General features: G+C 59.2%; 30 protein-coding genes and 2 tRNA genes. 1 reads left to right on the forward strand and 31 read right to left on the reverse strand.

Annotated features, from left to right (window positions below):
* Window positions 1–8 precede the first annotated feature (8 nt).
* The 30 genes from L8H52_RS24480 to L8H52_RS24625 form a co-directional block, all read right to left on the reverse strand.
* Window positions 9–1,151 carry a DUF3383 family protein gene (locus L8H52_RS24480; protein WP_242209178.1) on the reverse strand — a complete coding sequence of 381 codons (1,143 nt, stop codon included), beginning with the start codon at window positions 1,149–1,151 and terminating at the stop codon, window positions 9–11.
* Window positions 1,152–1,169: 18 nt separating this feature from the next.
* A complete protein-coding gene (locus L8H52_RS24485) occupies window positions 1,170–1,715 on the reverse strand; it encodes a hypothetical protein (RefSeq protein ID WP_242209177.1) in 546 nt (181 codons plus the stop codon).
* Entirely contained in the window at window positions 1,712–2,083 is a 372-nt protein-coding gene (locus L8H52_RS24490; protein WP_242209176.1) for a hypothetical protein, read from the reverse strand. The genes L8H52_RS24485 and L8H52_RS24490 overlap by 4 nt, the downstream gene beginning before the upstream one ends.
* The gene (locus L8H52_RS24495; RefSeq protein WP_242209175.1) at window positions 2,080–2,679 is read right to left on the reverse strand and encodes a hypothetical protein; all 600 of its coding nucleotides are present in this window, start codon (window positions 2,677–2,679) and stop codon (window positions 2,080–2,082) included. Before L8H52_RS24495 ends, L8H52_RS24490 begins: the two co-directional genes overlap by 4 nt.
* The gene (locus tag L8H52_RS24500) at window positions 2,680–3,099 is read right to left on the reverse strand and encodes a DUF4054 domain-containing protein (protein ID WP_242209174.1); all 420 of its coding nucleotides are present in this window, start codon (window positions 3,097–3,099) and stop codon (window positions 2,680–2,682) included.
* A gap of 42 nt (window positions 3,100–3,141) precedes the next feature.
* On the reverse strand, window positions 3,142–3,471 hold the full coding sequence (locus L8H52_RS24505; RefSeq protein ID WP_242209173.1) for a hypothetical protein: 330 nt from the start codon (window positions 3,469–3,471) through the stop codon (window positions 3,142–3,144).
* A gap of 68 nt (window positions 3,472–3,539) precedes the next feature.
* Window positions 3,540–4,568, reverse strand: coding sequence for a DUF2184 domain-containing protein (locus tag L8H52_RS24510; RefSeq protein WP_242209172.1), 1,029 nt, complete (start codon window positions 4,566–4,568; stop codon window positions 3,540–3,542).
* Window positions 4,569–4,573: 5 nt separating this feature from the next.
* Window positions 4,574–5,068, reverse strand: coding sequence for a hypothetical protein (locus L8H52_RS24515; RefSeq protein ID WP_242209171.1), 495 nt, complete (start codon window positions 5,066–5,068; stop codon window positions 4,574–4,576).
* Between the two features lie 2 nt (window positions 5,069–5,070).
* The gene (locus tag L8H52_RS24520) at window positions 5,071–6,240 is read right to left on the reverse strand and encodes a DUF2213 domain-containing protein (protein WP_242209170.1); all 1,170 of its coding nucleotides are present in this window, start codon (window positions 6,238–6,240) and stop codon (window positions 5,071–5,073) included.
* Entirely contained in the window at window positions 6,237–6,473 is a 237-nt protein-coding gene (locus L8H52_RS24525) for a hypothetical protein (protein ID WP_242209169.1), read from the reverse strand. Before L8H52_RS24525 ends, L8H52_RS24520 begins: the two co-directional genes overlap by 4 nt.
* Window positions 6,474–6,497: 24 nt before the next feature.
* Window positions 6,498–7,313 (reverse strand): minor capsid protein, encoded by an 816-nt coding sequence (locus L8H52_RS24530; RefSeq protein ID WP_242209168.1) that lies wholly within the window; start codon window positions 7,311–7,313, stop codon window positions 6,498–6,500.
* Between the two features lie 2 nt (window positions 7,314–7,315).
* Window positions 7,316–8,692 (reverse strand): DUF1073 domain-containing protein, encoded by a 1,377-nt coding sequence (locus L8H52_RS24535; protein ID WP_242209167.1) that lies wholly within the window; start codon window positions 8,690–8,692, stop codon window positions 7,316–7,318.
* Window positions 8,693–8,708: 16 nt separating this feature from the next.
* Window positions 8,709–10,259 carry a phage terminase large subunit gene (terL, locus tag L8H52_RS24540; protein WP_242209166.1) on the reverse strand — a complete coding sequence of 517 codons (1,551 nt, stop codon included), beginning with the start codon at window positions 10,257–10,259 and terminating at the stop codon, window positions 8,709–8,711.
* Window positions 10,259–10,735 carry a DUF2280 domain-containing protein gene (locus L8H52_RS24545; protein WP_242209165.1) on the reverse strand — a complete coding sequence of 159 codons (477 nt, stop codon included), beginning with the start codon at window positions 10,733–10,735 and terminating at the stop codon, window positions 10,259–10,261. The genes terL and L8H52_RS24545 overlap by 1 nt, the downstream gene beginning before the upstream one ends.
* A gap of 31 nt (window positions 10,736–10,766) precedes the next feature.
* The gene (locus tag L8H52_RS24550) at window positions 10,767–11,381 is read right to left on the reverse strand and encodes a putative metallopeptidase (protein ID WP_242209164.1); all 615 of its coding nucleotides are present in this window, start codon (window positions 11,379–11,381) and stop codon (window positions 10,767–10,769) included.
* A gap of 53 nt (window positions 11,382–11,434) precedes the next feature.
* Entirely contained in the window at window positions 11,435–11,782 is a 348-nt protein-coding gene (locus tag L8H52_RS24555; protein ID WP_242209163.1) for a hypothetical protein, read from the reverse strand.
* Window positions 11,779–12,117, reverse strand: a complete 339-nt coding sequence (locus tag L8H52_RS24560; protein ID WP_097090027.1) for an MFS transporter — start codon at window positions 12,115–12,117, stop codon at window positions 11,779–11,781. Before L8H52_RS24560 ends, L8H52_RS24555 begins: the two co-directional genes overlap by 4 nt.
* A gap of 320 nt (window positions 12,118–12,437) precedes the next feature.
* Window positions 12,438–12,514 (reverse strand) — tRNA-Asn (locus tag L8H52_RS24565).
* 2 nt (window positions 12,515–12,516) lie between these two features.
* Window positions 12,517–12,592 (reverse strand) — tRNA-Thr (locus L8H52_RS24570).
* 126 nt (window positions 12,593–12,718) lie between these two features.
* Window positions 12,719–13,300 (reverse strand): hypothetical protein, encoded by a 582-nt coding sequence (locus L8H52_RS24575; RefSeq protein ID WP_242209162.1) that lies wholly within the window; start codon window positions 13,298–13,300, stop codon window positions 12,719–12,721.
* Entirely contained in the window at window positions 13,297–13,902 is a 606-nt protein-coding gene (locus tag L8H52_RS24580; RefSeq protein WP_242209161.1) for a recombination protein NinG, read from the reverse strand. Before L8H52_RS24580 ends, L8H52_RS24575 begins: the two co-directional genes overlap by 4 nt.
* Entirely contained in the window at window positions 13,899–14,177 is a 279-nt protein-coding gene (locus L8H52_RS24585; RefSeq protein WP_242209160.1) for a hypothetical protein, read from the reverse strand. Before L8H52_RS24585 ends, L8H52_RS24580 begins: the two co-directional genes overlap by 4 nt.
* Complete coding sequence (locus L8H52_RS24590; protein ID WP_242209159.1) at window positions 14,167–14,571, reverse strand: recombination protein NinB; 405 nt, start codon at window positions 14,569–14,571, stop codon at window positions 14,167–14,169. Before L8H52_RS24590 ends, L8H52_RS24585 begins: the two co-directional genes overlap by 11 nt.
* Complete coding sequence (locus L8H52_RS24595) at window positions 14,568–14,975, reverse strand: hypothetical protein (RefSeq protein ID WP_242209158.1); 408 nt, start codon at window positions 14,973–14,975, stop codon at window positions 14,568–14,570. The genes L8H52_RS24590 and L8H52_RS24595 overlap by 4 nt, the downstream gene beginning before the upstream one ends.
* Entirely contained in the window at window positions 14,972–15,148 is a 177-nt protein-coding gene (locus L8H52_RS24600; RefSeq protein ID WP_242209157.1) for a DUF1382 family protein, read from the reverse strand. The genes L8H52_RS24595 and L8H52_RS24600 overlap by 4 nt, the downstream gene beginning before the upstream one ends.
* Window positions 15,148–15,942, reverse strand: a complete 795-nt coding sequence (locus tag L8H52_RS24605; RefSeq protein WP_242209156.1) for an ATP-binding protein — start codon at window positions 15,940–15,942, stop codon at window positions 15,148–15,150. The genes L8H52_RS24600 and L8H52_RS24605 overlap by 1 nt, the downstream gene beginning before the upstream one ends.
* Window positions 15,932–16,714, reverse strand: coding sequence for a Pyocin large subunit-like protein (locus L8H52_RS24610; protein ID WP_242209155.1), 783 nt, complete (start codon window positions 16,712–16,714; stop codon window positions 15,932–15,934). The genes L8H52_RS24605 and L8H52_RS24610 overlap by 11 nt, the downstream gene beginning before the upstream one ends.
* On the reverse strand, window positions 16,714–17,421 hold the full coding sequence (locus L8H52_RS24615; RefSeq protein WP_242209154.1) for a Rha family transcriptional regulator: 708 nt from the start codon (window positions 17,419–17,421) through the stop codon (window positions 16,714–16,716). Before L8H52_RS24615 ends, L8H52_RS24610 begins: the two co-directional genes overlap by 1 nt.
* Before the next feature lie 409 nt (window positions 17,422–17,830).
* Window positions 17,831–18,019 carry a hypothetical protein gene (locus tag L8H52_RS24620; RefSeq protein ID WP_220558448.1) on the reverse strand — a complete coding sequence of 63 codons (189 nt, stop codon included), beginning with the start codon at window positions 18,017–18,019 and terminating at the stop codon, window positions 17,831–17,833.
* Between the two features lie 28 nt (window positions 18,020–18,047).
* Window positions 18,048–18,287: a helix-turn-helix domain-containing protein gene (locus tag L8H52_RS24625; protein ID WP_242209153.1), complete on the reverse strand. Its 240-nt coding sequence runs from the start codon at window positions 18,285–18,287 to the stop codon at window positions 18,048–18,050.
* Window positions 18,288–18,370: 83 nt separating this feature from the next.
* Between L8H52_RS24625 and L8H52_RS24630 the strand changes: the two genes are divergently transcribed.
* A complete protein-coding gene (locus L8H52_RS24630; protein WP_242209206.1) occupies window positions 18,371–19,108 on the forward strand; it encodes a LexA family transcriptional regulator in 738 nt (245 codons plus the stop codon).
* A gap of 50 nt (window positions 19,109–19,158) precedes the next feature.
* Here the strand turns inward: L8H52_RS24630 and L8H52_RS24635 are convergent, their stop codons facing one another.
* Window positions 19,159–19,521: a hypothetical protein gene (locus tag L8H52_RS24635; RefSeq protein WP_242209152.1), complete on the reverse strand. Its 363-nt coding sequence runs from the start codon at window positions 19,519–19,521 to the stop codon at window positions 19,159–19,161.
* Window positions 19,522–19,708 lie beyond the last annotated feature (187 nt).

Here is a 19,708-nt window from a genome sequence, read left to right on the forward strand (position 1 = left end):
ATCACCTATCAATAGACGTCGAGATCGACATCGACAATGTGGATGGCGCCGGCGCGGAACAGGCGGATTCTCAAAGGTGCGGCCTTGCGGGCATTACGATCAGCCTCAGACAGATCGAGAATGTCCTCGGGCTTTGTCAGGATCTCGAAGCCGGATGTGTACTTCTCAAGCCCATCGTCAGGATCAATGTAATTGCGCGGGCCGAGGTAGCCGTTTCCGATATAGCCCTGCGAGAACGATCTCGCCGCACCAATCAAAACGGCTTCGCCTGCCGGGGTTTGCCGCAACTTGGTCGGCTGGTTCGCATTTGCGTTGTACAACGCCGTGGTCAACCCGTTGATGTAGGCATCCAGGTTCACCACATCATCAATGAATTCGCCGTAGGTGCTGTGCGTGACGGTGTTGATCCAGCGCCCCGAATCGACCGACCCTTGATTGTCGACGACGGTGTAGAAGATCGCTTTCTTGGTGGCACTCTGCATCGCGGCGTATGCAGTACCGGTCAGCGATTCCGCCGGCACCCCTGGAGATTTTTTGAACTCGCCGGTGATGGTCGAGTTGTCAGCACTGTAGTTGACGGCTGCGAAATGCTTGGCCAGTGCTGAACCGGAATATGGATCGGTGGCGTGCGCGGCGGTGTAAACGTGGCGGAAACCAGCGGTCGTCAGTTGAGTGGCGATATCGTCAGTGTCGGCCGGGTCGCGGATCTCGATAGCCGAAGCGCCGGTCTGGTTGTCGATGAACATACTGGTGTTGTCTTCGCACCATTGGGCGATCGCCAGCACATCGGCCTTGACCGCAAGAATCGGCGCGGTCCACATGGTCCAGTACCACCACAGCAGGTTCCTGGCTTTGTTGAGCGTGGCGGCGCGCGTGGCATCGGCCGTAGCCACACCATAAACCTTCAGTTCGCGGGTAGCAGGCGTGCCGCCGAGCCAGCGCTGTGCTGCCTTGTATGTCTCGGTGGTATCAGCGAAATCCTCTGACAGCGCAGGGAGGCTGAAATACGTCCGGTACGTGTCCGGCGAAAAGCCAACCGGCAGCTCAAGCTGCGGCGCGAACAGCATGGCACTGGCAAAGTTCGCATTGCCCAGGCCTGCCGGGCTGATCCGGGCATTAATCCGGATGATGTTGGTAGCTGGATAGCTCACTGTGCTAGCTCCAATGGGTTATGTGGGGTCGAATTCCACGATGAAGGTGTCGAGGACCTGAGCCTTTTCGTTCTGAAGGGCGACTTCTACGCTCAGGATGTTGTTGATCTCGGCCACGCTGATCGCCTCGTACATAAGGCGAATGGTGATCTGTGCGCGCTGCTCGAAGTTGGCCGATTGCAGGCTGGTCAGGTTGTTCACACCGTCGGTGCTGTTCCAGCCGATCTTGGACTTGAACAACATCATGCTGATGTCTGGTCGCTTATTGGCCTGTTTCAGGCGCTCGGCATACATCAGCGCCTCACCGCGATAGAAGTTGATGCTGGCCGAACACATGATTTGCGCGCGTACTTCGGTCTCGACTTTGTCGTCGGGGATGTCACGCGACTTGATATTCGCCTGGCCGCGCTCGCCGACGTATTGCCGCGGCGTGATGGTCGCGTATTCACCCTTTGGTGCTGGCATGCTTCCGGGGCCTGCCTGATCAGCAAGAACGCACTCAGGCACGCCGGTCGCCAGCATCACAATCGGACGGAGCTTCTTGAACAGTTCTTCGTTGGTCATGCCGGACCGCCTGACTGGTCGTCGATTCTGGAGACAATGACCTTGCAGTAGTTACGCCAGTGGCGGTTGTCGCATTTGACGGCTTTCCACTGTTGCCCCAGAAATTCCCACGTTCCGGTCTGGTCAATCAGCTGCATATCGCCCTGGTTGATGTAGATCCGCCGCGCGTCGACGATCCGTTCGCCACCCTGTCGAAGGAAATCAACTTCCCTGTCGCTGGCTGGCTGGATGTTCACGATGTACTGGGTGGTGCTTGGGGTGCCGGGCACCCAAATTCCTTCTACCCAGTCACCACCGGTATCAACCGTGCGGCTTGCTTCGACGCTGGCGAAGACCTGGTCGATCTGGCCTTCCATATTCAGGCTCATTCAAGACCCTCCGTTACCGGCCCGACTGAGACCTTGTGCGTTACTGACTGGCGCATAGCGCCGGAGTCGATGAGAGGGTTGTTGCTGCCTTTCTTGCGAATGGTCGACGCTGCGTTGGGCGGCGTCTTCAGGTCGGTCATGTAAACCTTCACCTTGCCTGCGGCCACGGCACCGACTGCTTCAAGGATTTGATCCATCGACTGCCCCGCCTCCATGCCGTCCTGAATGGTTAGCAGCACCTCAGGGGTGGCACTAGCCACCCCGGGCTCAAGCCATGGCCTGGCAGGGATATCGATCGTGTGCGGCTGGGTCACACCCAATTGCATGTATCCGGCACCAGCCTTAAGAAATCGCACCTCATCTCGGTCGGCTGCCGCCTTGCTGGCATAGCCGTATGACGTGCCACCGGGGTGCTTGATCTCGGCGCCGAACTCATGCGTGGCGCCAAGCCCGGCCATGGTGATATCGCCTGACTCGACGTTGCCGGCTTCTTCGTGAATGCCGATCGTCACGACCTTGTCGGACTTCAGTGCATTCAGCTCTTTCGCGAGCTCGTCCTGTAGTTCCTGAAGGCCGTGAATGGTGAGATCGATCATTCAAACCGCCTTGGCACCCATCCCGGCGCGCTTCTTGAGCCTGTAGAACTGCTGGCCGTAGTTGGTGTAGGTCAGCCAGTCGGTGCCGGCGTCCATCATCTGCGGCACGCGGTAGGCGATCGATTCATCGCCGACTGACTTCTGGGCCACGTTGAGTCGGGCCTCGGAGTTGGGTGTGCCGCCGGCGCCGAGCGTGGCAAAGTTGGTTGCCAGCCAATGCGCCGCGAAGTACTGCATGCCGCGCCACTTGAAGTTGTCGCAGGTCAGCTCTAGGGCGCCCCACCGGCTTGAGCCAGTCTCGGTACCGGCCTCGCAAAGGGCCTCGACGATATACTCGTCGGGCCACTTCACTGGGTCGGCAAATGCCTTCAGGACTGGATTGCTGCGGAAAGCCGCAATCATCTCGGGGGTGATTAACATGGGCTCTCCGTTATGAATGAGTGGGCGCTAGGCGCCCGGGTGTTACACGACTGGCTGTGCCTTGGCGATTTCTTCGCGCAGGCGTTTTTCGCCCCAGCGTGCGTTTACTTCGATGCCGAGTTCTGCGGCTTCATCGCGCAGCTGGATGAGGACGTCGTCGCCGCCTTCATCCTCTTCACCTTCCAGTTCGTCCGCGCCAACGCGGCGCAGGTCACCGCTCTTCAGCAAAGCTTTGACAAAATCGATCTTGGCCACCGCGTCAGGCACTTCAACCGCTGGGTTTTCACCCGGCAGGATTGGGTAGCTGGTTTCTTTATCGCCCACCAGGTGGTTGATGGTGATCAGTCGTGCTGCTTCGTTCTTCAGGTACATGTCGAATCCTCGCCCGGAATCATTGGCCGCCGCCCCGGGCATAGCGGAGGCGACCATGGATCAGTTGGTTAGAACTGGTCGCGGTACGCGCCAGAGAACGGGTAGCGGAATTCAACGCCGCTGATCTTGTACTCGCACGGCACGTTGACCTTCAGGTTCCACATCTGCGGAGCCAGGGAGCGCCATGGGATCGGCACCTGCATGCCCAGGTTCTCGTCGTTCAGTTCGTAAGCGACGATGCGGTCCTTGCTGCCGTTGGACACACCGGCGGCGGCCAACTGGGCAGCAGACAGTTGCAGGCGGCTGAAGATATTGATCGGGCGACCGGTCAGCGCGGTGAACTGGTTGTTGGTGCGGAAGTACTCGAGGATGGTCTTGTCGGTGATGGTGCCCATCCGCTTGTTCGAGATGAACGCGAAGCGGGCAGCATCCAGGATGATCGTGTCAGGGACGTGCACAGTGGCCGAGTTGATGTAGACATCAACCAGGATCTTGTTCAGGTCGGCGACGATCTGGTCACCGGTGGTCGCGGCGTTGTACCAGTCCAGCGTGGAGTTCGACAGCGCCAGGTTGGGGTTGTTGAACAGCCCAGTCATGCCGCGAGCTGCGTCACCGAAGTACGCCACACGCTGGGTATGCTCTTGGGCACCACGGAAAGCCAGACGGGCTTTGGTGGTATCCAGCGGGATGCGCAGCTGTTGCGACTTGCGCAGTTCGTCCAGGCTGTAGCTGTACTTGTTGCCCGCGTAGCCGATCGGCACAACCGATTTGTTCGCGTTGACCGTCACATCGGGTAGGTCGTCAGCGCTGGCGCCGATGAACTTGCCGATGGTCACGCCGTCGTAGCTGATGTAGTCCCACTGATCTACCCACTCAGGCAGAGAAGTGTCGACCGGGATCAGCTCCATGTAGTTGATCGCGGCGTACTTGGCCTCGTAGATACGAGATTCCAGGCTCGCCAGCTGGCTGATGTAGAACGCCAGGCCGTCATCGAGGGTCGGCAGACCGTCATTGAAGGTCACTTGGTACGCATCGCGGCCGATCTGGTGCGCGATTGCGGCATCGATGGCTACGACGATTTTTTTAAGCTGGGTCATGTCGATTAGCCCCCGACCTTGAGAGAAATTTTGCCAAGTGCACCGGCGCCGGTGGTGGTTACCCACTTGGCGTTCGGGATCAGCACGGCCAGGGTTGCAGCCGCGCCAACCACGTTCGAGAACTGGCCTTGGTTGGTGCCGGTGCCGTCGCCGACTACCAGATAGACCGGGTCATCCTTGACGACTGCTACACGGGCGGTCACCCAGATAGGCGCCATGGTCTCGACGGTCATGTCGCGCTTGGCGACCGCGCCGAACACATCGTTCTGCGTGTAGGCGCGGTTCAGTTCGCGCTTCACGACGCCGATGAACTGGGCTGCGGTCGATGCAGCGACCGGCAGTTTTGCGCCGTCTTCACCGTCGCTCACAACACCCAGGCCGTAAGCGATGTTGACAGTGCCTTTGTTGACCTTGGAGACGCCGTTGGACACTTCGCCGTCAGCGACCATGCCCGCGTACGCGACGCCGTGGTTGATTGCGTTACCACCGATAACTGGCATGGTTAGGCTCCTTTCTGTTTGTGGGCGCCGGACAAGCTTTGCTTGTGCGCCTGATATGGGGTCGGTGCGGCATCAGCGGTAACGCCCGGTGTCGCGCCGTCCTTGGCCAGCTGCACGAACTGAGCGAAGAGCGCGGCGGTGTCACCCATTGGCTTTTTGTCTTTGGGCTTCTTGCCACCCTTGCCGTCGTCCTCCTCTTCCTCTTCCTCCTCATCCTTATCGGACTCGGCGTCGAAGGCGGCTTCAACGTAGCCGGCGGACTTGTCCGACCAATCACGCTTCGGCAGGGCCACAGCCAGCGCGGCGCGCTTGATCTCGATCACGTCGAGGCTGTCGCAGGTGAATTCGTCGCCGGCGACCTTGCGGGCAAGGGCCTGGGCTGAGCTGATGGCTTTGACGCGTTCGCCGATTGCGACATCGCCGGAAGCTTTGCGGGCCTCGACCAAGTCTTCAGCAGCCTTGTCAGCGGTTGCCTGGGCCTTATCAGCCTTGGTTTCCGCATCAGTGGCACGCTTCAACAGTCGGTCGAACGAGTCGGCGACCACTTGGGCGTTCGCAGGATCAGCAACATCAACGCTGCGCCCGCTATCGGTGGTGATAAGTACAGGCATTGTGTTGCCTCCTGGGTTGTGGTCGAAGACGCGAGCGATGCCGCCCGCTCTCGCTTTGGTAACCACCGCTTGGTGGTTGATGATGATGTTGCGCTGGGTGTACTCGTACTCTTGGCCGTCGGCAGTCACGCCGGGGCCGTGGACGTATTCAGCGGTGTAGCCTGCGGAGAGTTCACACTTCCCGGCGTTGATGTCGTCGATGGTCTTCTGGTCTTTGATGATCAGATCGCAGATGACAAAGTCGCCATCACGACGGCCAGAGCCGCGCACCTCGCCTACAGCTACGGCCTTGTAGTTCTTGGCCGTGACCAGCTCTTTAGGGTGGTCGTTGGTGACTGTCGCGCCGTCGTACGTGCCCAGTGACGAGTCGTTGAACACCTCGTCTTCTGGGCGGTACACACGAACGATTCGATTCGGATCACCGTCGAGCCCAAGCTCGCGGGCCAGGTATTCCTGAATGCCGGTGCGCGCCACCCGGCCCGGCACCTTGAGGAAGCCCTCGTCGGTGTATTCACGGTGGGTGATGCGGTGGCTTGACCGATCAAATACGGTGCACTTCATTCTTCTTTCGTCCATGCCATGAGCCGCTGCATTTCTTCTTCGTTGCCGGTCTCTACAACCAGGCCGAAGGTCCGATACGACTTCCCGGACAACGAAAGGCCGTCCTCGGTATCAGGGATACCAAGCTTCACTTCGCTCAGTTCTTCCGGAGTGAAATGGATCGCAATATGGTGTGATTGGCTTTCGAATACCGACTCGGCGCCGGTCTCGATGCACTTAACCTTGATTTTCATGATCGCTCTCGTCGCTGGAATGGATTAGCGGTAGACGCCCGGCGCTGTGCGGCCTGCGTCTTGGTTGGCCTTGACCTCGCGAGCGCTCACTGGGCGCGCGATGCATCGACACTGATAGTCGGAGCCGGGTTTGATTGGCTTTCCTTCGGAACTCAGTGGCAGGTCGTCCCAGCGGTAAATCCCTTTGCCGTAGGCGGTGACCTTGTTGGCGATCTCCGAGTGTCGGTGCCGGACACGGCTGTCGTCGGAGTCAATCCACTGGAAGTACTCGAAGCCGGCGCCCTTCTGCTGCTTCTCAGCCAGTTCGCCATTGATCTTCGATGTCTGGTCGCGGGCAATCATCTTGGCGCGACGCTGGGTCACCCCGAACTGCTCCTGCAACGCCTTCTCGATGTAGCCAGGTCGCATACCGGAACGCATGTTCGCCAGCACCAACGTCTGCACCTCATCCAGGTACTTGGCGGGGATGGACTTGATCAGCTGGGCGTTCTGCTGGGCGGAGGCCTTCAGGTAGTCCTGCATGGCGCTGTTGCCGCTGTACACGTCGATGCCGGCCGACTTCTTCAGATCTCGCTCGGACTTCTTGAGCGACGACTGAACGAACTCGCCGGCGATACGCGCACCTGCCGCCTGCACCGTCGGCGATGACCAGCGACTAACCAGCGTTGATATGGCGTTGATGATCAGGTCAGACCAAGCATCAGTCGTGACTACCGCGTCCTGCGTGTACTCCGGCGCCAGCTGGCGAACCAGCGGCATGATCTCTTTGCTGATCGACGCCTTGACCTGCTTCACCAGCCGCTGCAGCTTGGCGTTGTACTGGATGCCGATCATGTCCATGGTCATTCAACCTTGTCGTCAGCATCCACCGGGTCATTGAACATGGTCAGGTCCTCATCAGCCTCCAGCGCGGCGATCTTGTCGTCGTCGAACTGGTAGAGCTCTTCGGCCTGCAGGCGGCGCTGGATTTGGCTGGTGGTCACAACCCCGCCGTCCTTGTAGAGCATATCGGTCTCGGCCTTGGCCTTGTTGGCAGCGGATATCTGCACGGCGTCCGGCTGTTTGTACGGATTCCAGACGTAGTTGAAGTCATCCAGCCACCGGCCGGTGGCCGAACGCACCATCACCTCATCGAGCTGGCGAAGACCGGGATCGATCTGCGTCAGGCGCTTCGATGACAGGTGGTTGTAGTAGTTGGTGTCGTCGCCCTGGCCATCGTTGCCCAGGCCCTTGGCAGACTCGCCGAATAGGCGCGTCACCGGGATACCAGCGGCACCGGCGATCCAGGTCATGAGCAGGTCAAGCACTGGCGCAACCCCGGAAAGGTCCAGAGTTTTGCGGTCGTACGTCTCTTCGCCATCCAGCAGCGCCAGATTGATCGATGATTTCATCATGCTGAACAGGGCGTAACGCGCTGTGATGGCGTCGTCCTGATCGCTTGCCAGCTCATCCGAGAGGCCTTCGCGCTTGATGATGTCGACGTTCGCTTCCTGCATCAGCTCGGCAATGCCGTCCTTGCTGGCGACGATGTCCATCACGTCATCAAGGCACTTGCGCAGCTCTGAGTCTCCCCAGCCCTGCGTCTGCGCCCGTTGGCGGCGTGGCAGCTTGGCGCCGGCGAACCGGGCGAAGTGCGTCCAGTGGATTTGCTGTGCACCGGCAGAGATCGTGTAGAACTCCGGCTGCAAGTAGTTCGCGGCCAAGATGTTGGTTTGGTTCAGGTCCATCGCCGTCATGTCGAAGCGATCGATGACCAGAAGGCGGTACAGGTCGCCCTTCTTGATCTTTTCCGGCTTGAGCGGCTTGGTCAGGTCCTGGTTGGTCAACATGAGGATGCCTGCGCCACCGTACAGGCGCGCCCAACTGGTCGCCTCGCTCACCATGGCCGGCAGTTGCAGGCGGTCTTCCTCGGCCCGGATCACGTCCGCGTCGTCACACTTGAGGGTGCGCCACTCGCGGGTCATGTCCTCGGCCGGGTAGTCCACGATCGCCCGGGCAAGCCAGCTGGTCTGATATGCCGCGTCCAGCTGCTGGAAGTCGTTCAGGAACCCGTATTGGAACTGGTTGTGTGAGCGCTTGGCCTTCTGGGTGCCAAGGCCGGATACGACGTTCACCAGGCCGTCACTCGACGATTTGATCTGCGCCTCGTATTTCTGAGCGGCCCGCACAAGGGCTTTGCCCAGCTTTTTGTCTGCTGGCACTAAGCCCTTCTTGCTCATGGGGTCACCGATTGGGTTATAGGAGGTCGCGGATCGATCGTTTGCCCTTGATGTAAACCTCGGACAAGGCGTCGATCATCACGTCGGTCTGGTCGTCGTACTTGTGGCTGTCGTCGGCAGTGAAGGACGCGACCTCACACACGAACTCGTAGTTTTGGCTGTCGTCGTACGGAAGGCAGACCAGCTTCGCAGCGTGGAATCCCTGCACGTCGAGTGCGCGGGTCAGCTTGTCGCGATCCCGAGGGACTGGCGTCACCTTGAGCGGCAGACGCTTCTCCATCTCCTGGATCAGGCCGGTGCCGCTTGATTTGTCCTCGACGTAGACCCGACGCAGGATGCCGTTGGCTTTCCCGTTCTTGGCCCATGCGCCTTTGACGAATGCCTCGAACTCGCGACGCAGGGTCTTGGCATCCATCCGTCCGCGCTTCATGCTCAGCCGGTAGATGCGCCCCTCGGCCACGCCCCATTCCGCGAAAACAGTCCAGTCGTTCCAGGTGTTGGTCTTCTGGGCGGTGTCTGCGGTGATGAAGCGGTAGTCGAACTTCTCCGGCAGAGGAAGATCGGCGCCGGCGTCCACGTCGCCGTAGTACTGGAAGTCGTCAGCCGAGAAGATCCCGCCGTCGAGCGTGTCGGGGTTCTGCATGTACTGACTGCTGAACGTGTACGGGTGAGCCGTACGGAGCGCGATCAGATCGTGAACGTTTTCCTTCGCCGGCCAGTACGACCAATAGCCGTCGACCTGCTCGGACCCGCATACGCTCTTGATGCAGCGCTCGCGGATGCCGTCTGGCAGGCTGTCGATGTATTCCTGATTGACCAGGGCCGGGATCTTGATGTGCAGATCGATCTTCAGGCCCATGCCGCCGGACAGCAGGAACGCAGTCGAGTCGTCGACATGTCCGCGCTGCTGGATCGCGACGAATGGTGTGCCGCTGTGCGCCTTCCGGCTGCGCAGGGTGTTCACCAGGCGCGTGTGCGACTTGCGCCGCTTGGCCTCGCTGAACAGGTCGTCGATCTTGTCCCAGTCATCCGCCTGGATGTGACCGGTGTAGCCGTCGCCCATGTAGCCGCCACGGACGCCGGTGATCTGTCCACCACTGGAGCGACTGAATAGCTGGTGTACGCGCTTCCCATCCTTAGCCAGCGTCCAGTCGTCTACCTTGTCCTTCTCGATGTCGAAGGGGTAGAACTCGCGGAACTCTGAGGACTTGACCAGGGCGCGGCTGCGCTCGCTGTTCTCGTCCACCAGATTCTTGGAGTAGCTGGTGTTGAGGATCCGCACCCGGCGGTGCTTGACCATCGTGTAGACCGGAAGGTGCACCGACCAGAATTCGGTCTTTGTGCCGCCCGGTGGGATGTTGACGACGATGTTCTGCGCTTCGCCTTCCAGCATCTTGCGGGCGGCGTAGTCGAAATAGTGGTGGTGCCAGTTCGTTCTGAAGCTGTCGCCTTGGGTGATGTTGAACCACAGGCTGGTGAAGGCCAGAGGACTATGCTCGCCAGCCGCGATCAAGGCGGCACGCTCGTCAACGGAAAGCGTGTCCCACTCGATCGGTTTGATAGCCATCAGTCAACCAGCTTGTCTACCAGGGCCTTAACGAGGGCCGCATCTACTCCGGTTGGCACCGCCTTGGGACTCATCGAGCCATCAGCGGAACTCAAATCCACCTGTTGTTTGTTCGTGTATGCCCCGCCAGTCTCTTTGGCTGCCTGCTCCATGAGTTGAGCGGCCAGTGCAAGGTTCTTGATGCTTTCAGCGCGCTCAGCCATTCGGCCAAGGGCACGCAATCGGAACGCCCGGTTGGCGATCGGGATGTCGGCGGTGTCTTCGCGGAAGCGCTTTCGGGTGTCCTCGAACAACGTCACCCAGCGCTTGGCCAGGCACTTACCTGAAGTCTTTGTAGGGTCGTGCGTCTCAACCTGTTGGCGGGTGATCGTCACTCCATATTCTTTCTGGACAGACTCAACCACCTGAGAAGGCGTGTCGAAGCATGCCAGGGCCTGAACGATAAAGGCCTTCACGTCGGTTTGAAGGGCAGCCATAAATTCTCATCCGTCCAATGCCTGTCCAGAATCAGGCCGACTTGAGCAGACAGGTTCCGCAGGCCCTCGATATATTCAATTTCCCCACCTCAGCGGGATTGTTTGCAGCGTCCACCAGCTCTTGCACTTGAGGGCTTGCACCATACCGACGCACCACACCGACGAACTCTTCAACGTCGTGTCCGCGCATCTCAAGCTTGGGCAATCCTTCCTGGGTGAACTTGGGTGCGCCGTACTGATCTTTGGCCTGAGCGATGTGATAGAGCTCATGCTCGACCAGTGCGCAGAAGTCAGCGTCAGAGCATTGGGCGCAGTAGTCAGCCGCCAGGGTGATGATGTAGGCTGGCACGGCGCCGAACCAATCCAGCATCTGCTGTTCCATCCTCGCTTTCTGCCAACCACCGGCGCGGAACGCTACCTGTTCAGCTTGACCGACTACCGTGCGCCCCTTCTTCGTGAAGGCAGCAGACGCCCACATGACTCGCACGTCCGCATCGATCAGATGGGCGTGGTCTTCGTTGTGGATGCTGCCGGTGTCGGCGAGGATTTCGGTTTGCAGCCAATCCCATACTTCTGGAGCAGGCTTCAGGCGCATACCGACTTCGGACAAGTCGAGCAGCGATGCCGGAGGCAAAGGCCTATCCATTCACCACCTCAGTGTCGCGACACGTTTTTACGAACCGAGAAATGTGTCTCGACCTATTTGGGTCGACGGTCAATCCCGCCAGGCGCCTTGTCACACCCCATGCAGTGTTCACAGTTCATGGTGCGGCATAACCACGCCTTCACCCTCTGCCACCAAATGACCATGAAGATGTGACGCATACCGGCAAGGGCCAATGAGACGTGCAATGTGATCCCGGCAGTGGTCGGGGCCATGATGAAAATGTTCTGGTCGCGACTCATCACCACGAAGCCGCTGATGGCAATCGCCGAGTAGATCAGCTTGCCGATGACACCGTCCCGCACTCGCCCGCTCAGAACACACCAGGTCGCCCACAAGGCAATCAAGCCGCAGGCGATGGAGTTGATCAGTTCAAGATTCATGGTGGATTGCCTCCCCCGAACCGCTGGCGAATTAGCGCCCAGAGGTCAGCGGCTTTGATGGCTCGGTTGATGGCTGCCAGCAGCGATCCGCCGAAGGTGCCCAGCAAGAAGCCAATGCCCGCGACGATCTTTGGCTCGGTCACACCCAGATAGGTGCTGACCATGCTCGTTAGGTACAGAGAGCAGGCAATGCCGGTGACCAGGAAGATCATCCAAGCCCGCCAGTCGGCCAGGTCGTCTTTGTGCCACCAGCTTGCGACGACAGCACCGACCAATCCTGCGATCAGCAATTCAAACCTGTCGATTTTGTCGAGCAGGCGCTGCAATAACTCCATGCGCTCGACTCCGTGGGGCATGTGTTGAATCAGCCCCGTCAGCACTCCCAGCTCGGAGCAATGGGTGTGGCGGGGCCGAAAACGAAAAAGCCCCTGCAAGTGCTGAGGCCCTGAATAGGTGCGCTCGTCTTTCCGAGCTGTCGTCCAAAGGCCTTCTCAACGTCGACGCCCCTTTGCATCGATCTCGCTGATCCAGTCTCTCGCCACTCTGCAAGCATGTGAGGTCAGAGTGCGGGGCTGCCGGTGTTGATTCCGTACGTCGCACTATCCGGCTATCGACGTCCAGGCCTTCCCTGGGGCTGTCCTGGCTACAGTGTTGCTGGCTTGCACGGGAGGACTCGAACCTCCGACAAGGCGGTTAACAGCCGCCTGCTCTACCAACTGAGCTACGCGCCAATGTGGTGCCGTCACGAGGATTCGAACCCCGGGCCATTCGCTTACAAGGCGACTGCTCTACCGCTGGAGCTATGACGGCGAATTTCAGGCAATAAAAAACCCGGCACGATGGCCGGGTTTTCTTGAATCATGAGTAAGTTGCCGGAGGCAAAACTCTAACAGTGACGAAATCATGCCATGAGCCGCACGGGAACGCAATAGGCCCTCAAGCGGCCTCACGCATTTCGTAAATTACCGCAGCAACTGGACTCAGTGCACGGCGATCCAGATCCTCGCAGCACTCGAAAATCAGTTGCAGAACACCACCCCAATCCCGCTCCCAGTTGCACGACTCCAACCGAACCCCGTACACCTGCCACAGCCACGCCCGGAACTTCTCGGCGTTGGCGAGCGGGTCCTCATTGGCCGACTGGCCACCTTGGTGCATGTAGCGGTACCGGCTCATGACGCCCTTCACCACGTACTCCAGCTTTTCGCGCTTGGCCGCAGTCATCCGTGGCGATCTGTTTTGCACCAGCAGGAACACCACGTCTTCGGCCGCCTCGCGGATGTCGTCGCTCTGATCGGCGGCGTACATGAAATCACCGAAGACGCGGATATGCGGGTGAAGCCTGGCGATTGCTGACTGGATGTGACCGGCCAGGGCGCCATGGACGGCATGATTGGCCGTTGGCCCGCGCTCCGTGTTCTGCACCACCACGCCAAGCTGGACGACATCGGAGGTCTGGCCGGGGGCCGGGTTGTATTTGCAGTCATGCCAAGCCTGGCGCGCTGAGTTGATTTTCATGCTGCCTGCCCCTTTTTCAGTTCGCGGGTCTTGGCCCGGTATTCAGCCTTGATGGTTTTGATTTCTTCGACGGTGTACTTGCGGGGCTCATGAGGCCCTTCAAGCCATGCCACGGTTTCGGCGCCGATGCGCAGCACCAACCGGATGCGGTACTCGACCGCGTTACCGGACAGGTTTCGGTTGCACTTCACGCACTGGCGGTGGATGTTCAGTGGCTCGAATCGCAGCTCGGGGCAGGCGCCAACGGATCGGTAGTGGCCGGCGTCCCAGCGGCTGCCCGTCATCAGGTCGTTGTCGTTCGGCATCGAATCGCAGCTGATGCATGGCAGGTGCGCGTCACGCAGGCGGATGTACTCGTTCGCGGCCGTCTGAGCTTCGCGGAGGTGATCCGCCCTGCTCTTCAGCTTCTCCTTGCGCACCTGGATCTCGCGGCGGTCGCGCTGGGCTATGGCCTTGCGGGCTTTGTCCTGATTCTTCGGCGCGTCGATCAATGCGCATGCCGGGCTGCAAACCGCTTGCCCCATCCGCGACGGGACGAATGAGGCCCGGCAGGTCGCGACTCGGCATTTCTTCGGTTTGGGCTGCTTCCTTTCGATAGTCATTCGGCCTCCTTCAGGCGCTTTCGATAGGCCTGCATGGCCTTCTCGTTACGAGCCTTCCGACGCTTGTGGTTGATCGGCTCCATTACACGGAGGAATCCCCACAGCAACAGCACCGACACCGGGAACGTGATCAGCATCGCCAGCCGCAGTACGAATGCGGTCGATGCGTAACCGAGCCGGTAGAGCCCCTTCCATGCCTCCCGGTACATGTCAGCGTCAAACATCCCGGTGGCAACCTGCCAGGCGATGTAGCGGAGGGTGAGCTTATTGGTCATAGCGGCCGTCCCAGTGATCAGTAGCGCTCCACTTCACGTCATGCTCGGCGCCGAAGGCATGCATCAGCTCGAACAGATCACTGAACCACTTCTGCGACTGCTTGCGGGTCGAGACGGCCATCACGACGAAGCCACCGTCGAGGCCCGGCTCCGCACGCTGCTTCTCCAGCGATGCACTGAAAAGGCACTTCCAGTCCTCACTGGTCAGTTTTTTGCCGTGCCAGACCACCTGCTCGGATACGTCCTTGAGCATTGCCCACATCTTGCGGTTGCAGACGTCCGGGCGTTTCTCGTCCTTGATGACCACGATCTTGGGTTTGGTGAAGTCGGTTGCATGCAGGACGCCCATGAGGCGGCTGATATCGCGCTGGCTGCGGATTGGGAATTCGGTCATTGCCCGAACTCCTTGAGCAATTGGCGCGCACCCATGACGGCACCTTTGTCGCCGGAGGTGCGGCTAATGTCCTTGAGCCACCCCAGCATTCGGGTGTTCTGTGCTTTCAGGTCGATGACCATGCCAAGCAACTCATCGCCATCGGCGTCCATGTCGGACTTGAGCGCTTCGCCAATCGCGCCAAGATCGCAAACGGCCGCAAGAAGCATGCGTTTGTGCGATTCGAGATCCTTGCGAATCACCTCGGTGTCAGCCAGCAGCTCCAGAGCCACCTCCTCCACGGTCTTCTCCCTGAGGAATTCCTGCAGCGCCTCGGTGTTGCGCTTCCAGTCTGCGCAGTCGGCACGGAATGACGCGGCTTCGGCCCACAGCAGCTTCTGAAGTTCTTGTTTGTCGATGGTCATGTCCGTTGCTCCGCTTCGGCTTCCATTTCATCCAGCTTCTGCCAGGCCTTGGCCTTGAGCTCTTCGAACTCTTTGGCGTCTGCCACGGGCATTGGCACGAACAGCACGCCATGCTTGGCGAATGTCTCCGCCAGAATCAAAACGGCGCGAAGGTCTTTCACATTGGCTCGCATCAGAAACCCTCCTTGCCGCGCTGAGATTCCCAATCGAAAGGCAGAACGATCACCCCGCCCTCGCGCAGGCGATCCACACAGCGCTCACCCATGGCTGACGGCAAAGCCTTCCCGTCAAGGTTGGAGATGATCACCGTCGGGCGCATCTGCTCGTACCGGCCGTTGATGATCGCGAACAGAGTCGTCAGCTCGAAGTCGCTCGGCGTCTCCTTGCTTACGCCAATCTCATCGAGCACCAGCAGCGAAGGACTCACCAAGGCGGCGATGATCTGCCCTTCGGCTCGCTCACTGCCTTGGCGGTAGGTCGCGCGGATCTCATGCAGGATTGAGCCGAGCGTTCGGTACGCGGCCGTAGCGGCGGTTTTGCGCATCAGCTCGTTGGCAATTGCTGCCCCGAGATGCGTCTTGCCAGTGCCGGGCTTGCCTAGCATCAGCAGGCAGCGACCGGTTTCGGAAATCTCCGGGAATTTGTCCACGTACTTTCGGCAAACCCGGAGCGCTTCCTTCTGCTCTTTCGATTCCGCGACGTAGCCCTTCAGCGTCTTGGTAGCAAACCGTTTCGGGATCAGTGCTGCTCCAAGCTTCAGCTGAAGCTCGCACCGCTCCTGAATCTTCGCGCGCTCAGCCTCCTCCTTCTTGGCGATACGCATGCATTCCGGGCAACCGGTCTTGAATACCTTGCCGAAGATCATGTTGATGGTCTGGGGGAATTGGCCGTGGTCTGCGCATAAGCCAGTGGCCTGCTGGGGTGCTGGCACGGCTGACGGCATGGCGAGAACGTTTTCAGATCGCATAAGTGCCGTCCTCCCGCTGCTTCAGGCCGGAGGTGTAATCGCGATCGGCGAATCCGGTGTGTCGGGATTGCGGGAACGGGTGCACGTTGCTGGCGATCTTGTCCGGGAATATCCCGGTCCAGCCGTTGGAGATTGAGGTGGCGAGAACCTGATCCGGCGCGGCATGACCCAGCAACGCCTTGGCCTGCTGCTCACAGCTCTTGGCGGTCAGCGGCTTGCGGATTTCCTTGCGGTGCTGGCACCAGTCGGCCCACGCCTTTTCGGACACGTTCTCAGGCTTAGCAGTGAGGGGATCGAATTTGCCAGGCTTCGCCGGTGCGCCAGCACCATGCTTTTGATCTTGCTCTTTCTTCTCTTCTCTTCTCTTCTCTTCTCTGGTCCGCGTTTTGTCCGCATCGCTTGCGGACACATTGCGGACAGAGTTGTTTTTGCGGTCGTTACGCTTGCGCTCGCTGTCGTTGGCCCGGCGCTTTGCACTGGCACCGTTGTGCTCGTCAAAGCGAGGCATTACAAGGCTTCCGTCTTCCTGCACGGACGCCCATTCCACCTCGATCATGGCCTGGGTAAAGCCCGGCCAGCCAACCACTGCGTCCATCGCATCGACGCTGTAGCCGTGCAGCACACCGTCGTCGGAATGGGTGTCGAAGATGCTCCACGCAATGTGCAGTCCGCCAATGATCCGAAGTCTGTCCGCTTTCAATGCGGACACCATGCGGAAAACTTTCGGATGTGTCTGAAGGTCGATTCGCATTTTGATCCAGTCCCCGGCCATTACGCGGCCCTCAGTGCTTTGTCATGGGTGAACAGCCCGTCCCAGGTCTTCTTCATTGGCAGCTCGCCAGCCAGGTACAGGTCGTACAGACGCACGGCGCCCTTCTTGAGCAGAACTGGAGTGAAGGAAACGAACGGCTCTTTGCCGTGGGGAGTGACTTCGTGCTGATGCTCGGTCATGTACTTGTCACGGGCGTAGGACGCCACGCGGAAGCGCAGACCGGATTTGCTCTCGTTGTAGAGCCAGTTGCGGCCTTCGAGGAACTTGCCAACCTGCATGACGTTGACCCCATTGAGGCCCTTGCAGAATTGGGTGTGGGTCATCCCTTCCTTGAACAGGTTCTCCATGGAGTGGATTTTCGAGGCCTGCGCTTCGACCTGGATGGTCAGTTGCAGGCGCTGCTGCTCAGCCTCGAATGCGATCTGGATAAGATCCATGCGGGACAGTTCGCGTGGTTGGGCGATCTGCCCTTCCAGTTCCTGCCAGCGGTCCACCAGCGCGGCGGTGAACTCCGGGCTGAGCTGGGCAACCACGACGAAGCTGTCGCGCTTGCACACCTGATACACGCTGACGCTCTGACCGAGGTGATTTCTAACTTCCCCCATTGGGGGAAGTTGGACGGTGCCGCGCTCGGCCAGTCGCTCGATGGATTGTTTGACTTTGTCGTGGCGGGAACCGACCAGTTCCGCAATCTCTTGCGACGACATAGAGGTTCGCGACACGTTTTCAGAATTAGAAAAACGTGTCGCGACACTGAGGGTATTGCCGGTATTGGGTGAACTGTGCATAATCAGCTCCAGAACGTTTTGTTGTATGCAGTAAAAAGAGCCGGGATTGCGCCCCGGCTTTTTTGTGCCTGCGATTTGGTGGTACTCATTGGCAGATCCTCAATAGTCCCTAGGGGACTGATTAGCCCTTTCTCCCTAGCGACCTGACATTGCTCCGGCTCGGAGATGTTCTGGTCATTCGGTCGAGAGCTGTGTTGATGATTCGCGCAGCCAGCTGTTGAGGTGTGATTCCTTCGGACTTGGCCAGTAACTCCAGGTCGCTTACACCCTTCCCATCCAGCTGGATTTCCAGCTCTTTTGTTTCAGGCACGGGGCCTCCTCGGCGACTTCAGGCCACATCGGTCTTTGCGTTAAGCTCTTCCATCATCTGGTTCAGGCCGCGCTCAAGAATTTCTCGAGCAAGGACAGCTTTCTGTGTGCGCTGGAAACGAGCCATCGCGGTGAGTAGGTCGTCAGCAGCTTCGTCGAGACGAACCTTCGTTGGCCTGTCGTGCATGTGGCTTGGATCAAAGTGCATGTGCGGCTCCTTGGTTACGGGTAAATGGTTAAGCAGCGGATTTCTTTGGGTGCGCCTCGGCGAGAAGCCAGGCGGGATCGAATGGCTTGCCTTTTTTGGCGGCCAGATCGGCAATCTTTTTGGCGTATTCGGTTTCGCCGGTGTACTCGGTGCGCGGCAGAGCGTCGGCTTCCAGCCACTTGTAGATAGCGCGCGGGGTCTTGCCGCAAGCCAGAGCTACGGACGGAACACCACCAGCGTCATCAATCGATTTCTTGAGCGGCCGCATAAGGCCTCCGAGTTAAATATGAACTTGCGGTACATATTATGTCGGAACTGAAAGTACATGCAAGCGCATGCAACCATGTACCCATGGTTCAAATAGAAGATTTACGCTTTGCGTTCATCGCCCGCCTCAAGAAGGCGCTGGCGGCAAAAGAAATTCCTGAGTGGGGTGCTGGCGCTCGCCTGGCGAAAATGGCCGGAGTCACGCCGAAAGCCACCAGCAAATGGTTGAACGGAGAGTCGATGCCGGGCGGAGCAAAAATGCTCGCCGTGGCAAATGCTCTCGGTGTTCGCGTCGAGTGGCTGGAGTACGGGCGCGGCGAGATGGTTGAGGGAGCGCCGCCTCAAGCTGCAGAGGCTCGGATACCGCCTCGCGGCTTTGAGCTGCAGGATGATCCGAGTTACACCGGAGTTCTCCAGCTCACTGCGCGCGGCTCCACCGGCGAAGGCGACGATAATCCCCACGTCGAGATTCGTGGCGTCATGGCCTTCAAATCGTCTTGGCTGCGGGCGAACAACCTGAACCAGCGACACCTGGACGTCATTTACGCGAACGGGCACAGCATGGAGCCAACCATCAACGACGGCGACGTGCTTCTGGTGGACGAGTCGAAAATCGAGCCGAAGGACGGCCAGATATTCGCCATGCAGAGCACCACCAAAGGTACGATCGTGAAGCGGTTGGTGAAATCGGACATCGAAGGCTGGATCATCCGGAGCGACAACCCTGACAAGGCGCGTTACGGTGATGAGGCTCTGCGGGATGGGGAGATAAACGAGGTTCGAATCATCGGGCGCGTGGTATGGCGCGGCGGGATGATCTAAGAATCAGCAGCATCAAGCCCAGTTCTCAGCTGGGCTTTTTTACACCTGCTTCACGGCTGCCTGATGTCGATACCGGATGCATAGCCATCGGCGCGAGACTGAGCGAAGGCGCTGCACGTTATGACGCCCTTCATCGCTCGCGCCGTATCCCAGCCATCCATGTATAGCTTCACCACAGCCGTTCTCCTGAGTTGTGGCATTTCCTTCACCTTTCCCTCAAGGCGTAGCCACTTTATGAAATCGCCTTCGTTCAGCCCGTTTTTGAAATCAGAGCATCCTGATAGCCATACCTGCTGAGCATCATAGGTGGCCTCGTCTGCGTCGTACGGCGCCTTGGGTGTCTCCGTCTCGCCGTAGGCCGAGCAATACACGGTTATCAGTGCCAGCGCGGACGCTGCAATCCGTCTTCTCACAATCCACACCCTCCTCTAGTTGACCCCCATTTTAGCGCCTTGCGTCTGGTCCAGATCGGTGAAATGTGTACCTTCGATAAAAATATGTACTTTTGGTACTTGACCTATGTGAACCATTGGTACATATTTCACCCATCGCAGCGACACACAGCCACTGCGAAGGGCCTCAGCAGACCAGCCGCTCTTT

Source organism: Pseudomonas sp. CROZ-RG-20F-R04-15 (assembly GCF_022662375.1).
GTDB lineage: Bacteria > Pseudomonadota > Gammaproteobacteria > Pseudomonadales > Pseudomonadaceae > Aquipseudomonas.